Below are 14,815 nucleotides of genomic sequence, written 5' to 3'. Positions count from 1 at the left end.
CCGTGCCCGGGCAGCAGCCCGGCTCGCGGATCGTCCCCGCGCTGCAAGGGCGGCTTGAACCGCGACGTCGTCGGATCCGACGGCACATGCCCGAACAGCGCCGACTCTGAACACGGATCGTGATGTCGGACAGGCAGTCCCAGTTCATCGCCAAGAACGCGATGACCGTGCCCGGCTCGTGGATCGCCCGCAGCCTGTGCCGCCGAAGGTCATCTAGCTAAGCGGTCGACACAAGCCGTAGCCGCTTCAGTCGTCGAGAATCTTTACCAGCAGAGTAACGACGGCGACACCGACCCCCACGGGGAGAGCGACGGCGGGCTTCAGCGCGACAGCGACTGCGGCCAGGACCGCCGTGAGGATGATCAGTAAGGCCCGCGACGTCAGGAGCGGGCGCGCTTCCGGCGGGGCGGAACGAGACTGCGGTCCGTTCTGATTATCCATGATGACCTCGGCTTCCAGGGGGATGACGGACGGCTCATCGTTCACCGCCGCGCAACGCATCCTCTCGAAAGTACCGTGCACATGCAAGTGCATCGAGATGCATATGCATCTGTCCTGGTCGTCTCGGGATCGTAGGATGACGGTGCTGGCTACGGATGGCGGGGAAGTTGATGAGCGAACCGACGGGCCGGCTCGGACTAGAGCTGGGAGCAAGCAGGCGCGCGCCGGGAGGGTCGACGGTGCAGCGCATCGTCATCGGCGCTCAACTTCGGCGGCTCCGCGAGGCCCACGGGATCAGCGCAGAGGAGGCCGGGTACGCCATCCGAGGCAGCCAATCGAAGATCAGCCGCCTGGAACTTGGCCGAATTGGATTCAAGGAGCGGGATGTCGCGGACCTACTCACCCTCTACGGAGTAACCGACGAGGGCGAACGTGAGGCATTGCTGGAGTTGGCTCGACAGGCCAACGCGCCTGCATGGTGGCACCAGTACTCCGACGTCATGCCCGCGTGGCTCGAGACTTATATCGGACTAGAAGAAGCTTCCAACTTTGTTCGCAGCGTGGAGTCTCGATACATCCCTGACATTCTTCAGACGGGGACTTACGCTCGCTCACTGGCTGTACTCGAGCCAACAGATTTCTCGCTTGATGATGCCCAACGGCAGACAGAATTTACACTCAGGCGCCAACAACTATTGCAAGGTGGCTCACCGCCGCTCATGTGGTTCTTGTTGGATGAGGCTGTTTTGTGTCGGCTAGTGGGTGGGCTCGATGTCATGCGCGATCAGCTCCAGCATTTGACTGAAGCCTGCGCCCTACCTAACATAACGATCCAAATAATTCCTACCAGTACTCCGCGACACGAGAACGGACCGTTCACCCTCCTGCGCTTCTCGGACCAATCATTGTCAGACATCGTTTTCATCGAGCACTCCAACTCTGGACTCTACCTTGACAGGCCTTCAGACGTCGACTGGTACGTCCGGCAATTTAACAGTCTCGCCATTAAAGCCTTGAAACCCACAGCCTCCCTAGAACTGATCGCCGACCGGGCAGAACACCTCGACACTCGGTAACAGCCAACTTCAGGCACAGCATGGAAAGCAACCTGACGACAGGGCCCGAAACTAGCAGGATAGGCACCGAGGCCGTTTTTGAACGAGCGAATTCAAAAGCCTCACAAACCGGCGAAATTCCTAGGACGCTACGAAAGTCGGCAGGGTCGCACGCAGCCGGATCATTTGGGAGGACGGGCTTGATCCGTCCTCGGACACAGGATTACCCCATGGGTGACGTGAAGAGCTCGATCTGGGAGGTCACTCCTGGAGCGGGCTCTTTTTCGTTGCTGCTTACCACGGTGCAGGATGACCCGTGGCAGACGATGGCGAGACCGTTGCGCTTGAGATGTGCGACGAGTTCATGTGGCGAGCGAGCTTCGCCTAGTGTTCTGCGCCTGCAATCCGTTGTGTAAATCTATGCTGGGCCGATGGCGAGGACAGGACGGCCGAAGACGCCGTTTCGGTGACCGCGGCCGAGCGGGCGGAGTTGGAGCGCGGGGCGCGGGCGGCGACCTCGACGCAGGCGTATGCGTTGCGGTGCCGGATCGTGCTGGCATGCGCCCAGCCCGGTGCGTTCCACACGCATGTGGCCGCCGAGCTGGGCGTCTCACCGCCGACGGTGGCCAAGTGGCGTCGCCGGTTCATCGAGCACGGCCTGGCCGGGCTGGCCGATGAGCCCCGCCCCGGGCGTCCGCCCTCGATCCTGCTGGACAAGGTCCAGGAAGTGGTCACGCTCACGCTGGAGCAGACCCCGCCGGGCGCCACGCACTGGTCGAGGGCCTCGATGGCCGAACGCACCGGCCTGAGCAAATCCACGATCGGGCGGATCTGGCGCCGGTTCGACCTCAAACCGCACCGGGCCGACACCTTCAAGATCTCCACCGACCCGCTGTTCGTGGAAAAGGTCGTGGACGTGGTCGGGCTCTACCACCATCCGCCCGAGCGGGCCGTGGTCCTGTGCGTGGACGAGAAATCGCAGATGCAGGCCCTGGACCGGTCACAGCCGGTACTGCCGATGATGCCGGGCATGCCCGAACGGCGCACCCACGACTACGCCCGGCACGGAACCACCAGCCTGTTCGCCGCGTTCAACATCGCCGACGGCACCGTCATCACCGAACTGCACCGCCGGCACCGCGCGACCGAGTTCAAAAAGTTCCTGGTCGCGATCGACAAGGCCGTGCCCGCCGAGTTGGAGGTGCACCTGGTCTGCGACAACCTCGCCACCCACAAGACACCCCTCATCCACGAGTGGCTGGCGCGCCACCCCCGCTTCCACGTTCACTTCACCCCGACCGGGTCGTCCTGGCTCAACCAGGTCGAACGCTGGTTCGCCTACCTCACCACCCAGCTCACCCAACGCGGCGTCCACAAAAGCGTGCAAGCCCTCGAAGCCGACGTCCGCGCCTGGGTCCAGCAATGGAACACCAACCCCAAACCGTTTGTGTGGACCAAGACCGCCGAAGAGATCCTCGACTCTCTCGCCCGATATCTACAACGGATTTCAGGCGCAGAACACTAGTCGTGTTGACAGCTGCCGCATCAACTCGTCGAGCAGGTGGTCTTCTCGGAGGTAGAGGTTCTTCGGCGCGTCGCGAGAGCGCGGCTTGGTGCTGTTGTAGCCGTGGCGGCAGCGATAGCCGCTGCGTCCGTTGACCCAATGGGAGTCCATCCGCCGCCGGCAGAGGCCGCATAGGAGCAGGCCGGCCGGGAGGTATACGCGGACGCTCCCATCGCGGGTGGGTCTGGCGGCGCGGATCGCCTGCGCGGCGACGAAGTCGGCGTCGGAGACCAGTGCCGGATGGGCGGGCTTCTTGGAGATCGCCCATCCCGTGGTCGTGTCGTCGAACCTGGCTTGCCGGTCCCAGACTTGACGGCCGGTGTAGCGGGGGTTCCCCAGGATCGTGGCGACCGTGTTCAGCGTCCAGCCCTGCCCCGACCGGTGGGGATTTCGCTTTCGATCGACACGGGACGGGCAAGGGATGCCGCGTTCATTGAGTTCGCGGGCGATTCCCGCCACGCTCACGCCGGAGAGGCGGCGCGCGAAGATCCATCTCACGTGCGGAGCGGTCAGCGGGTCGGGATCGAGACGCCGCAGGCGACGTCCCCACTGGGCGTGCACCTGGTTCGGGTGCGGAACCGCGTCCACGACGCCGGTACCCGTAAGGGGGCCGACCGCCGAGGTAGCGGCCCTGCTCGCAGACTTGGACGCGCATCGCGGCCAGGACACGATGCCGAGCACGCAGCACCTCGCGCCGCGACTGCGCGCCCAGCATCATCATGAGCGCACGATGCGCCGGCTCGTCCATGTCGACGGGACCGAACGCCTCCGGCAGCCACAGCCGGATGCCGTGGGCGTCCAGGAGGGGAGCGAGCGCGGCGAACTGGTTTCCGGAGAACGCGCGTTCGTACTCCCCGACCACGATGGCATCGAAGATGCGGTCCATCAGGGCTTGGAGCAGTGCCGCCGCCTGTGGACGCCGTGACCACGGCACCTCGCGTGAGCATCCGGCGTCGAAGTAGTCGGCCACGATCGCGCCTTCGCCGGCGATAAGGGAGTCGGCGGCTTCGCGCTGCCACCCGTACGACGTCCGCCGATCCTGGTGACCGGTGGTCGAGGTCCGCCCATAGAAGGCGAAGCGCAGGCCGTTCCCGGCCGGTCGGGCACCGCTGGTGACCTTCCGGCGGCCGGTCCGCCCCTTGTGCTTCGTCCACTCGCCGAACGGGTCATGAGACGACTGTTCTCCGATCGCCATCGCGGAGGCCTCCCGGGGATGAGGTGACACACCGATCTGACGACATGAGCCGTCGGCTGTGACGCCGAAACATCGACGTCGTCCCGGACCGCGGCGCCTTCCGCCTTGCTCGCCTGCTCCGACCCCTGATCGCCTCAACGTTCCGCCCTTGCGCGGCGGCTGCCGTTGTCGTCCTCCCCCACTCCCGCCCGGCGGCTGCGCGAGTCAACGGACGAAGGGCGCAGGCAAGTTCCGGCGTTTACGATCGACGGTCGTGGCGACGAAGCGGATGAACAGGGACGCCTGCTTCTGCTCGAACGCCTGGAAGGCACCGACACCGACCATCTGCTCGACCGGCTCGTCACCCATCCCCAGCTCGCCGGTCCCGAACTCACCTACCTCCAAGCCCGCTGCGCAGTCCAGACCGACGCTCCAGATAGAGCTCGTGCCCTGATGCGCAACTGTCTGAAGGAGTTGCCCAGCCATGAGGGCTTCCTCGCGTTCGCGAAAAGGATCAGCACCCAGTGAAGCTCACCAACGTCGTCGGCGCGCAGCTGAGCAGACCACCCCCAAATGCAACTGAATCAGCGGCAAATGTAACCGCAACTCTGTTACATTTGGCGCGTGAGCATGAATCTGGACGACCTGGTGGAACGTCTGCGCACCGCAGGCGGCGACTCGTCGGACGTGGAGGTCAAGTCGGCCGCCGGCGGGCTGCCGCAGTCGCTGACCTCCACACTCAGCGCCCTGGCGAACCTTCCGGGCGGTGGCACGATCATCTTGGGGCTCGATGAGGCGACAGGCTTCCGACCCGTACCGCTCACCGACCCGCAGAAACTCAAGCAAGGCATCGCCGGAAAGGCGCGCTCGTTCACCCCGCCCGTCCGGATCACCGTGGAGGACGGGGTTGTCGAGGGAATGCCGGTCGTCGTCGCGCACGTCCACGAGTGCGATCCCTCGGCGAAACCGTGCCGCGTGACCGGATCCGGCACGGCCTACCTGCGCGGGTACGACGGGGACTTCGAACTGTCGGCCCTTGAGGAGCAGGCATTCCTCGCCGCACGGCAGCCGCCCCTGTTCGACCGGGCCCCGGTCGACGGCGCCACCCGCGATGACCTCGACCGTGATCTCGTTGAGGGCTTTCTGCGGTCGGTGCGCGAACGGGACCCCTACGGGCTGGGCCGTTTCGACGACAGCGCGGAACTCCTCCGCCGCGCGGGAGTGACGACGCCCGACGGGACGCCTACGGTCGCCGGCCTGCTGTCTCTGGGCGTCCACCCGCAGGAATGGTTCCCGCGGTTCGTCATCCAGGCGTCGGCCGAACCACTGCCGAACGACCCGGCGGGATCACGCGCCCGCAACCAGGCCACCATCACAGGCCCGATCCCCCGCATACTCGACGAGGCACTCGCTTGGGCACGACGCACCTTCGACACTGCGATCGTCTCGGCACCCGACGGCACCGTCCACGACGAACCGGCCTTCCCCCTCCTCGCCTTCCGCGAGATCATCGCCAACGCGCTTGTCCACCGCGACCTCGACCACTGGTCGGCGGGCATGGCCGTCGAGGTACGCCTGCGGCGTGACCGCCTCATCGTCTCCAATCCCGGTGGTCTCTACGGCATCACCGTCGAGAGACTCGGCCGCGAGGCCGTGACCTCGGCCCGCAACGCCCGGCTCGTCGCCATCTGCCAGCATGTCCGCACCCCCGACGGCGGGGCCCGCGTCATCGAAGCCCTCGCCTCCGGCATCCCCATCGTGACCAGCACCCTCGCCGAAGCGGAACTCCCACCCGCGCACTACATCGACGCCGGTATCCGCTTCACCGTCCTCCTCCGGAGGTCCGCCTCCACAACACGCCCCGGCGACGACCTCAACCAGACAGAGCTACGCGTCTACGACGCACTGGCGACCGGCGCGCGCACCGTGGCGGAACTCCAGGGTCAGCTGAACCTGACCGCCCCCAACATCCGCAAGGCCCTCCGCGAGCTACGCCGCCGCGGACTCATCGAACAACACGGAGGAAGAGGCCGAACGACCACCTACCACCGGCCGACGGACTAGCAGCCCAAACCTCCCGACCGCGATCCGGCACGGACCACCGATCGCGCACCTGCGAGGCCATGTGCTCGGACACATATCCCCATAAGACTGGGCGAGTGAGGAGTTGTTCGGGCATATGCGGACCGCATCATGCGGCTCCGGCTTCGCCTGAGCCCAGACCCGGCCACTCGTCCGGGAACGTCCACCCCATGCGCTGGCGCACCTCCTCACGCACTCGCGCCTGTCCCCAACGCAGGATCGGGTTCAGGCAATACTCGCGGACGGCCGGATGCTCACTCGGGTCCTTGCACATCAGGCACGCGAGCACACGCGTCGGCCAGATCAACTCGAACACGTCCTCGGTGGCGGGCAATCCGGCCGCGCGCGGCAGCAACTCGAAGACCAGATCCACCGCCCAGTGCACCATGTGCTGGTAGGGCAGGATGCTCGCCCAGAGCGGCGAGTGCGGCGCGTTCCCCGCAGTGAGGGCGTCGACGACAAACCGCTTGGCCCTCTCGTATAGTCCCCGGTACTCATCCAGCGCCCGGACGGTCTGCGCGAACAACTCGCACCAAAAATGCGCCTCGACTGCCCGGGCTTGGAACTCCGCCACCCGGGACGTACCGAACTCCTTGACCAGCCGCGGAAGAACGTGCGCCTCGACGAACTCGCGTTCCTCCTCCGGCGTGCGGGGGCGACGGCGAGGTCTGCGTCCGCCACCATCGCGGCGTTCATCCTGCGGCTTGCGGTGCAGCGGTTCCCCTATGGCCTCCAGTTGCCCACGCAGATCACCGTCGCGGTGAAGCCATGCGGTGACAGCGGCCAACGCACCTTTGATCGCCGCCCTGCGCGCCTTGCCGGTCGGCTCGCCACCAGCGTCCCGGATACGTGCGAGTTCTTCCCACTGCTTGTCCGCCGCCCGCACGAGCTCGGTCAGTTTCCGGCCGGACGGATCGGAGGCGATCCGGACTGCGCCCGGCCAGCCGTGTTCGGCTCCACCGCAGCCCTTGCACACGCATTTGGGCTGGGTGGCATTCTCGCAGTTAACGGAATGCCGTCCTTCTCCCACCGGCCCTCCATCGCCGCACGTTTCTGGAAAGTCAAGTTTCCAGCGGAGCGCGCATTCAGTAAAGGATGGCGTTAGCCAGGCGGAAGTTCGGGGTGTCCGGAAGGTGATGTGGTGATCGCTCTTGGTTTCACCGAAGTCCTGGGATTGGGTACGGCCCAATCGGCCGATTTGGCGCGCCCTTTGGGCCATAAGTACCGTCCCACTTGCACAGACGGCATGCGCCTCGTCCGACCCGGCTAAACCGGCGCTGACGGGTGGCCTGCTCCGGCCACAGCCCCCCACTCGGTGCATGCTCTCTTCGAGCACCGCGCCTGAGCGTCCGGCCAGGCGCGTACGCTCGCACGACGCCCCGGCACCCTGACCCCGATCCGGGATCCGCAGCCCGCGCTCGACCACCGTCCTGAACGCCTTGGACCCGCACTGATCGCCAACCAGAACAAGCGCAGCGCGACCGGCATGATCGTCACCAATCTCCCGGTCTCACAGTTCAGGCCTGTCACCCCGCAGGCTCGGCCCGGCTCCTCCTTGCCCGCCAAGACCACCAGCGCCTGCCCGCAAATGAGCGCGCTGACCTAGTCCGGCCGACCGGTGGGGCGGAACGACCTGGCGTGACCAACCCGCGCCGTACTCAACTTTCGCAAGGGCCAGGCTCGGGTGCGCAGCAGATTGCGGCAGTACGTGGTCAGGTGTCCCGTTATCGCTGTTCCCGAGACGGGCACCGTAGTCCGCCCGGGCCAGACATACCTCGGTGAGCCCATCCTTTCACCTGCTTGAGGAACCCCGGGTCCCGTGACGTCCGATCTACCTGGTGCCGGTTGGCGCTGGCGTGTTGGTCGAAAGGTAGCGGATTGCCTCGTATTCGACAGGTGGCACGTTGCCGAATAGTTGAGCCCGCACGCAGGCGTCTGAATCTGCACGGCAGGGCTACGCGCCGACCAGAATTCGGTAGGGTGCGCCGAGCGGCGAATGGGCGGGCCATGTGCTGTCAGGGCGTGTCGCCCCTCGGACACGTACCGACCGCACATGTGGGGGCTCTGGAATCACTCGGGCCTCCACTTCGTGTTTCCGGGGGTAGTAGGTCATCGTCAGGCCCAGCTTCCGATAGAGGCCGGCCTTGTCTTCGCGATCGGCGTTGATGGTCAGCCGCGCCAGGTCTCCCGTTCGCTGGAGCAGGTCAGCGATCTCGTCCCGGGAGATGCGTGAGCCGCGCGGAGCGGCCTTCACCTCGCGTTCCAGGCGGGCGCGTTCCTGCTTGACGTCGTTGATCCAGCCGGTGACCTCCGCCGGATCGGCCTCCAACCGCTTGCCGTCAGCGGCCTTGGCCGGGTCGGGGTGCGGGCCGGCGTCCACCAACTGGTAGTTAGGCTGGGGCGCGAGTGCGGTCGCCTGCCCGCAGTAGTCCGCTGGGGAGGGGAACGTCCAGGACCTCCTGTGTTCGGTGTGCTGCTGCGAGCAACTCCTCGAGTTCGAATCCCGTCTCCAGGCCGAGATCGTGCGCCATGTAGACGAGTTCCTCGGTTGCGATGTTCCCGCTCGCACCCGGTGCGAACGGACATCCGCCGAGGCCGCCGATCGACGAGTCGAGCCAGCTGACATCGGCCAGCAGGGCCGCGTAGGCTGACGCGAGGCCCGTGCCGCGGGTGTTGTGCAGGTGGACGCCGATGTCCACGCCAGGTGCGATACGACGCGTCGCCTCCAGCAGCGCCGTCAGCCGGCCCGGTGTCACGGTGCCGATGGTGTCGGCGAGGCAGAGGCGTTCGGCACCGCCGTCGATCGCGCGCGCGACGACGTCGCGTGTGCGGGCCGGCGGCGTCTCGCCGTCGAAGGGACAGTCCCAGGCCGTCGCGACGATCACCTCGAGCACTCCGCCGGCCTGCCGGACCACGTCCGCCACCTGGGGGATGAGCTGCAGCGACTGCTCGGTCGTGCGCCCGACGTTGGCCTTGTTGTGCCCGTCCGCCGCGGAGACGACGTACTCGATCTCGACGATGCCGGCCGCGACGGCCCTCTCCGCTCCCCTCATGCTGGCGACCAGGGCGGACCACTGGACGTCGGGCCACTGCGGCAGGGCCGCGGCCACGTCCGCCGCGTCCGCGAGAGCGGGGACCGCGCGCGGCGAGACGAACGACGTCGCCTCGATACGGCGGGCGCCCGCTCGGACGAGGTGCTCGATGATGTCGAGTTTGGCCTCGGTGGAGATGGGCGGTTCGTTTTGCAGCCCGTCACGCGGGCCCACTTCGCGGATGTCGAGACGAGATCGGGGCGGAGTCGTCATCGGCGGTGCCGCCGGTTCCCGCGGCGGACGCGACCCGTGGTCTCAGATGACGCCTTCATCGGCCAACTCCTCAAGGTCGGTCGCTGTCAGACCGAGTAGTTCGGGATACACGTCGGCGTTGTGCGCCCCCGGTACCGCGGGGCCGGCCCACCGCACCGAACCGGGCGTGGCCGAGAACCGGGGGACCACTCCCGGCCCGAGCACCTCCTCACCGAGCCGCTCGTCGAAATGCGGAGTGAGCATGCCCCGGGCCAGGAACTGGGGGTCGCTGACGACCTGGTCCACCGTGTACACGGGGCCGGCGGCGACACCGCTCCCGGCCAGCACCTCCTGGATATGGAGGGCGTCGTGCCGCCCGGCCCATTCGGCGACGATGCCCTCGATGGCGTCCTGGTTGGCGGCACGGGCCTCGTGATCGCGGTAGCGCGGGTCGGTGGCGAGTTCGCGCCTGTCCATCACCTCGCACAGCCGCTTGAACAGGGTGTCCTGATTCGCGGCGATGACGACCCAGATCCCGTCCTTGGAGCGGAAGAGGTTCGAGGGGGCTATCCCGTCAAGGCGAGTCCCGCCGGGTTCGCGGATCCGGCCCAGGCGATCGAATTCGGGGATGACCGACTCCAGCAGCGCAATGCATGATTCGGTGAGCGCCACGTCGACGACCTGACCCTCGCCCGTGCGGTCGCGGTGCAGGAGCGCGGCGAGGACGCCCTGGACCGCGAACATGCCCGCGAGCGAGTCTCCGAGCGAGATGCCCATGCGCGGCGGGGCCTGCCCCGGGTATCCGTTCAGGGCCCGGAGACCGCTCATGGCCTCGGCCACGGAGGCGTAGCCGGCACGCTGGCTGTAGGGTCCGGTCTGCCCGAAGCCGGAGATCTGGCAGAGGACGATCCCGGGGTTGGCGCGCCGCATGTGCGGATAGTCGATGTTCCAGCGTGCGAGCGTGCCCGGACGGAAGTTCTCCACCACCACGTCCGCGGTGGCGACCATGGCCAGGAGCAGCTGCTGCGCCCGCTCGGTGCGGAGGTCGAGCGTGACGCAGCGCTTGTTCCTGGCGTGCACGGTCCACCAGAGCTTGTGCCCGCGGTACGACTCCTGCCCCCAGTGGCGCAGGGGATCGGGACGTCCCGGGGCCTCAACCTTGATCACGTCGGCGCCGAGGTCCGCGAGCAGGCGACCCGCGAAGGGGCCGGCCACGACGGAACCCAACTCGATGACGCGCACTCCGGCCAGTGGTCCGGACGCGCCTCGCCCGGCGGGCCGGTCTTCATCTCGATCCTCGGGCGGAACTGTGCCGGTCATGACTCTCCTGAATCGTGGAAGCGGCAGGTCAGAACGGAGGCGGTGTCCATAGGCCCGGGTCGGGGTCCCCGACCGCGACCGGGATGAACTCGTCGATGGGACCCGCCGTCCCCCACTGGTCGGCCTCCTCGCCGCCGCCGTCCCACCGGCAGGGCACCCAGGTGCTCTCGTCGACCTGCAGGAGCGCGGTGGTGTACTCGACCACGTTGCCGTCCGGCGAGCGGAAGTAGGAGAAGGTGTTATCGCCGGGCCCGTGCCGCCCGGGACCCCAGAGCACGGGGAACCCGGCCCTGGTCAGCCGTCCGGTCCCCCGCATGTACTCCTCGATGCCGCGCATCTCGAACGAGACATGGTTGAGGGAGGCGTGGGCGGCGGCCGCGAACCCCAGCGTGTGGTGGTCGCGCCCGCAGCGCATGAAGACCATCCGGTCCTCCACCCAGTCGGAGATCCGGAAGCCCAGATGGCGTTCGTAGAAGGCGATCGTCCGCGCCAGGTCCCCGGTGTTGAACACCACATGGCTGAGCTTGCTCGGGATGTCCTCGCGCTCCTCGATCACCCGTGCCTCGCGGGTCGCGACCTCGCAGGAGATCTCGACGAGGCGGCCGTCAGGGTCGAAGAACCGGAACCCGTAACCCCCGCCCGGAGCCGTCAGCGACGCCGGCGTGAGGTCGAGCCGCACTCCGGCCCGCGCGAGGGACTCGGCCAGCCGGTCGACCTCGGCCGGTGTGGAGACGGCGAGCGCCATCAGGTCGAGGCGCCGCTGCTCGGCCGCGCGCACACGGAGCACGAACTGCTCCTCGCTGCCCTCGGCGGCGAAGAAGGTCACCCCGGTGTCGTCCACGACGGGCCGCAGACCCCAGGTCGAGCCGTAGAAGTCGACGGACTTGTGGTAGTCGGGGACGCCGATGGCGAGGTATCTCGTGTGCGTGATCGGCGACACGCGGGGGGTGGACCGCTGTTCGAGCGGCAGCGGAGTGGGCACTAGGACTCCTGGGTGTCATGGTCGTTCGGATGGAAGCCGCCCGCCGGGCCGTTCTCGCTCACCCTGATGAGCGTGCGCCCGATGGTCTTCCGGGCGGCGATCAGGCGGTGCACGTCCGGAAGGTCGTCGAGCGTGAACTCCTCGACGAGCGGGGGCGCCGGCAGCCGTCCCCGCTCGATGTTCCGCCAGACCGCGGTCACGACGTCCCGGCCGGGGATGTTCACCCCGATGATCGACTGGCGGTTGAGGTACAGCCGGCGGATGTCGACGCTGACGACTCCCCCGCCGTGCGCCCCGCAGGTGACGAGGCGGCCGCCGGCCGCCAGCAGCCGCAGCGTGTCCTCGAACAGCGCGGGGTCGGAGATGTTGTCCGCGACGAGGTCGACTCCGGCCCTCCCGGTGATCCGGTGTACGTCTTCGGTCCAGTCCGGCCGCGAGTAGTCGACGACCGAGTCGATGCCGAGGAGTTCCCGGAGCCGATCGGCCTTCCACCGCGCGCCGACCGCCGCGACGACGTGCGCGCCCAGTGAGCGGGCGACTTGGACGCAGGCCAGGCCGAGACCGCCGGCCGCGGCCATGACCAGTACGCGGTCGCCGGGGCGGACCTCTCCGTTGACGCTGATCAGGTTCCAGGCGACCGGGTAGGTGATGGCCATGATGGACGCCTCGGCGAACCCGATGCCGTCCGGAATGGGCACCACGAGGTCTTCGGGCACCGTGACGTACTCGGCCTGGCCGCCGTCGCGCTGTATGCCGAGCACTTCGTGCCGGTCGCAGAACGGACGTCCTTCGCGGCAGGGCTCGCACGAACCGCACGGCTGGAAGCCGCCGACGGTGACGCGGTCGCCGACGCGGAAACGGGTCGCCCCGCCCCCGGTCTCTGCGACCACCCCGGCGGGGTCCTGCCCGAGGATCCTCGGCAGTTCCGTGATCGGCCGCCTGCGCGCCTGCACGTCGAAGGACGCCGTGGTGACGGTGCGGACCGCGACCAGCACTTCGCCGGGGCCCGGCACCGGCCGCGGCCAAGAGCGGACGTACGACCCGTCCGGCTCGCCGTGCCTTTCCAGGACGGCCGCCCGCATCATCTCCCGACCCGTCACGGCCGGCCGTCCGGCACGGCGGTCCCGGTGAGCGCGGCGGACCCGGTGAGCGCGGCGGACGGAGCGCCGTCCTGCCCGACCAGCGTCGTCTCCACCCGCCCCAGCGACTCGACCTCGACGGCGACGTGGTCGCCGGCGGTGAGGTACTCGGGCGGGCGGCGGCCATGACCGACGCCCGCCGGAGTGCCGGTGGCGATGACGTCGCCCGGCTCCAGAGTCAGAATGCGGGACAGGTGCTCGATGATCTGCCAGAAGTCGAACAGCATGTCGCTGGTGGAGCCGTCCTGCTTCAGCCGGCCGTTCACCCACGACCGCACCCACAACTTCTCCGGTGCGGCGATGAAGCGTGCCGGCGTGACGAACGGCGCCATCGGCTTGAACCCGTCGTGCGCCTTGGTCATGACCCAGTCGATACCGACCGCGGGCGCGTTCGGCCCGCTCCAGTCCCGCGCGGACAGGTCGTTGAGCACCGCGAACCCCGCCACGTATCCGGGGGCGTCGGCGGCCGTCACATTGCGGGCGGGGCGTCCGATGACGAGGGCGACCTCGGCCTCCCAGTCGATCCGTTCGGCGATCGCGGGGACGGCGACCTGCTGTCCCGTCCCCACCAGCGTCGTGGTCGGCGGGGCCAGGAAGCTGTAGGGATGGGCGGACAGCGCCTCGAGGCTGAACCCCATCTCCCGGATGTGGTCCTTGTAGTTGGTGCCGATGCAGATCAGCTTCCGCGGGTGCATCACCGGCGCCTGCCAGCGCAGCGAGCCTTCGTCCAGCGGTCTCGCCGCCGTACCGCCGGCCAGGACCTCGGCGATCCCGTCCAGGACGGCGTCCCAGCCGCTTTCGATCAGATCCAGGACGGAACTCGCGGGCGGGGCCGCCGGCACCAGTTCCGCCAGGTCGTACAGCGAGCCCCGCGACTCCACGACCACCGTCCGCCCGCCGCCGTGGATCGCCGTCCCGAGACGGAACGCCGGCCCGTCCGAGGACTGGATGTCCGCACTCATAGAATTCTCCCTTTGCCGTTCAGCATGAGATCGACCCGCACGTCAGCGGACTTTCGTCCCGGTCCGGCCGCCCGCCGGTTCTTCGGAGCCGAACAGATCGGCTATGCGCTCGCGGTGCTCTCCGAACTCGGCGGTCGTGGGGTCCCGGGGATAGGGCATGTCCACGTCGATGTCCGCGAGGATCCCCGTCGGCTTGGGGGAGCAGACGACGACGCGGCTGCCCACGACGAGGGCCTCCTCGATGTCGTGGGTGACCAGCACGATGGTGAGCGAGGTGCGCTGCCAGAGCGACACGATCTCCTGCCGGAGGCGCCGCCGCGTCTGCACGTCGAGCGCGCTGAACGGCTCGTCCATCATCAGCACGCTCGGTTCCACCGACAGCGCCCGGGCGATCGAGACCCGTTGCTGCTCCCCGCCGGAGAGCGCGTGCGCGGGGCGGTCCGCCAGGGCGCCGATGCCCACCGTTTCCAGGAAGCCGCGGGCGCGTTCCCGGATCTCGCGCCTCGAGCCTTCGACTCCTCGCAGCTTCATGCCGAGGACCACGTTGTCCAGCGCGGTTCGCCACGGCGCCAGGCGAGCGGCCTGGAACACGTACGCGAGCCGGTCCCATGACTGCGCCGCCGGACGGCCGTCCACAGTGACACTGCCGCCGTGGTGGCCAGCCAGTCCGCCGAGAATGCGCAGCATCGTCGACTTGCCGCAGCCGCTCGGCCCGAGCAGCGTGACCAGTTCACCGTCGCGGATCCCGAGATCGATGCCGTCGATGACCACCTCGTCACCGAACCGGACCTCCAGGTTCCGGATGTCCATGG

Annotated in this window: 15 protein-coding genes; 3 read left to right on the top strand and 12 right to left on the bottom strand. The window is 68.0% G+C overall.

Features of this window, described 5'->3' with window-relative positions; translation table 11 throughout:
- Positions 1 to 246: 246 nt before the first annotated feature.
- On the bottom strand, positions 247 to 486 hold the full coding sequence (locus tag HUT06_RS03380; protein WP_176194360.1) for a hypothetical protein: 240 nt from the start codon (positions 484 to 486) through the stop codon (positions 247 to 249).
- 194 nt (positions 487 to 680) lie between these two features.
- Between HUT06_RS03380 and HUT06_RS03375 the strand changes: the two genes are divergently transcribed.
- Both HUT06_RS03375 and HUT06_RS03370 read left to right on the top strand, forming a co-directional pair.
- Positions 681 to 1,517 (top strand): helix-turn-helix transcriptional regulator, encoded by an 837-nt coding sequence (locus HUT06_RS03375; RefSeq protein WP_254714953.1) that lies wholly within the window; start codon positions 681 to 683, stop codon positions 1,515 to 1,517.
- Between the two features lie 382 nt (positions 1,518 to 1,899).
- Entirely contained in the window at positions 1,900 to 3,021 is a 1,122-nt protein-coding gene (locus HUT06_RS03370) for an IS630 family transposase (RefSeq protein WP_176201111.1), read from the top strand.
- Here HUT06_RS03370 and HUT06_RS43680 read toward each other — a convergent pair.
- The 3 genes from HUT06_RS43680 to HUT06_RS03360 form a co-directional block, all read right to left on the bottom strand.
- A complete protein-coding gene (locus tag HUT06_RS43680) occupies positions 3,004 to 3,525 on the bottom strand; it encodes a recombinase family protein (protein ID WP_254714952.1) in 522 nt (173 codons plus the stop codon). The genes HUT06_RS03370 and HUT06_RS43680 overlap by 18 nt on opposite strands.
- Positions 3,491 to 4,255, bottom strand: a complete 765-nt coding sequence (locus HUT06_RS43675; RefSeq protein ID WP_217711173.1) for a recombinase family protein — start codon at positions 4,253 to 4,255, stop codon at positions 3,491 to 3,493. The genes HUT06_RS43680 and HUT06_RS43675 overlap by 35 nt, the downstream gene beginning before the upstream one ends.
- 204 nt (positions 4,256 to 4,459) lie before the next feature.
- On the bottom strand, positions 4,460 to 4,720 hold the full coding sequence (locus HUT06_RS03360) for a hypothetical protein (RefSeq protein ID WP_176194358.1): 261 nt from the start codon (positions 4,718 to 4,720) through the stop codon (positions 4,460 to 4,462).
- Between the two features lie 144 nt (positions 4,721 to 4,864).
- Here HUT06_RS03360 and HUT06_RS03355 point away from each other — a divergent pair, with 144 nt between their 5' ends.
- Entirely contained in the window at positions 4,865 to 6,298 is a 1,434-nt protein-coding gene (locus tag HUT06_RS03355) for an ATP-binding protein (protein ID WP_176201110.1), read from the top strand.
- Between the two features lie 127 nt (positions 6,299 to 6,425).
- Here HUT06_RS03355 and HUT06_RS03350 read toward each other — a convergent pair whose 3' ends face one another.
- The 8 genes from HUT06_RS03350 to HUT06_RS03315 all read right to left on the bottom strand — a co-directional run bounded on the left by HUT06_RS03350 (position 6,426) and on the right by HUT06_RS03315 (position 14,813).
- On the bottom strand, positions 6,426 to 7,346 hold the full coding sequence (locus HUT06_RS03350; RefSeq protein ID WP_176194357.1) for a hypothetical protein: 921 nt from the start codon (positions 7,344 to 7,346) through the stop codon (positions 6,426 to 6,428).
- A 924-nt stretch (positions 7,347 to 8,270) separates the two neighbouring features.
- Positions 8,271 to 8,696: a hypothetical protein gene (locus HUT06_RS03345; protein WP_176194356.1), complete on the bottom strand. Its 426-nt coding sequence runs from the start codon at positions 8,694 to 8,696 to the stop codon at positions 8,271 to 8,273.
- A 10-nt stretch (positions 8,697 to 8,706) separates the two neighbouring features.
- A complete protein-coding gene (locus HUT06_RS03340; protein WP_176194355.1) occupies positions 8,707 to 9,621 on the bottom strand; it encodes a hydroxymethylglutaryl-CoA lyase in 915 nt (304 codons plus the stop codon).
- 42 nt (positions 9,622 to 9,663) lie between these two features.
- The gene (locus HUT06_RS03335) at positions 9,664 to 10,920 is read right to left on the bottom strand and encodes a CaiB/BaiF CoA-transferase family protein (protein WP_176194354.1); all 1,257 of its coding nucleotides are present in this window, start codon (positions 10,918 to 10,920) and stop codon (positions 9,664 to 9,666) included.
- A 28-nt stretch (positions 10,921 to 10,948) separates the two neighbouring features.
- The gene (locus HUT06_RS03330; protein WP_254714951.1) at positions 10,949 to 11,902 is read right to left on the bottom strand and encodes a VOC family protein; all 954 of its coding nucleotides are present in this window, start codon (positions 11,900 to 11,902) and stop codon (positions 10,949 to 10,951) included.
- On the bottom strand, positions 11,902 to 13,002 hold the full coding sequence (locus tag HUT06_RS03325; protein WP_176194353.1) for a zinc-binding dehydrogenase: 1,101 nt from the start codon (positions 13,000 to 13,002) through the stop codon (positions 11,902 to 11,904). The genes HUT06_RS03330 and HUT06_RS03325 overlap by 1 nt, the downstream gene beginning before the upstream one ends.
- On the bottom strand, positions 12,999 to 14,003 hold the full coding sequence (locus tag HUT06_RS03320; protein WP_176194352.1) for a fumarylacetoacetate hydrolase family protein: 1,005 nt from the start codon (positions 14,001 to 14,003) through the stop codon (positions 12,999 to 13,001). Before HUT06_RS03320 ends, HUT06_RS03325 begins: the two co-directional genes overlap by 4 nt.
- A gap of 42 nt (positions 14,004 to 14,045) precedes the next feature.
- Positions 14,046 to 14,813 carry an ABC transporter ATP-binding protein gene (locus tag HUT06_RS03315; RefSeq protein WP_176194351.1) on the bottom strand — a complete coding sequence of 256 codons (768 nt, stop codon included), beginning with the start codon at positions 14,811 to 14,813 and terminating at the stop codon, positions 14,046 to 14,048.
- Positions 14,814 to 14,815: the final 2 nt, after the last annotated feature.

The organism is Actinomadura sp. NAK00032, assembly GCF_013364275.1.
Lineage (GTDB): Bacteria > Actinomycetota > Actinomycetes > Streptosporangiales > Streptosporangiaceae > Spirillospora.
Note: the sequence above shows the minus strand (reverse complement) of the source record. Positions and strands in the feature narration are given on the sequence as shown.

Bases quoted from the DNA above. Each gene is read 5' to 3' on its own strand.
- HUT06_RS03340 (WP_176194355.1), bottom strand. From the start codon at position 9,621: ATGACGACTCCGCCCCGATCTCGTCTCGACATCCGCGAAGTGGGCCCG.
- HUT06_RS43675 (WP_217711173.1), bottom strand. From the start codon at position 4,255: ATGGCGATCGGAGAACAGTCGTCTCATGACCCGTTCGGCGAGTGGACG.
- HUT06_RS03360 (WP_176194358.1), bottom strand. From the start codon at position 4,720: ATGGCTGGGCAACTCCTTCAGACAGTTGCGCATCAGGGCACGAGCTCT.
- HUT06_RS03315 (WP_176194351.1), bottom strand. From the start codon at position 14,813: ATGGACATCCGGAACCTGGAGGTCCGGTTCGGTGACGAGGTGGTCATC.
- HUT06_RS03355 (WP_176201110.1), top strand. From the start codon at position 4,865: ATGAATCTGGACGACCTGGTGGAACGTCTGCGCACCGCAGGCGGCGAC.
- HUT06_RS03335 (WP_176194354.1), bottom strand. From the start codon at position 10,920: ATGACCGGCACAGTTCCGCCCGAGGATCGAGATGAAGACCGGCCCGCC.
- HUT06_RS03320 (WP_176194352.1), bottom strand. From the start codon at position 14,003: ATGAGTGCGGACATCCAGTCCTCGGACGGGCCGGCGTTCCGTCTCGGG.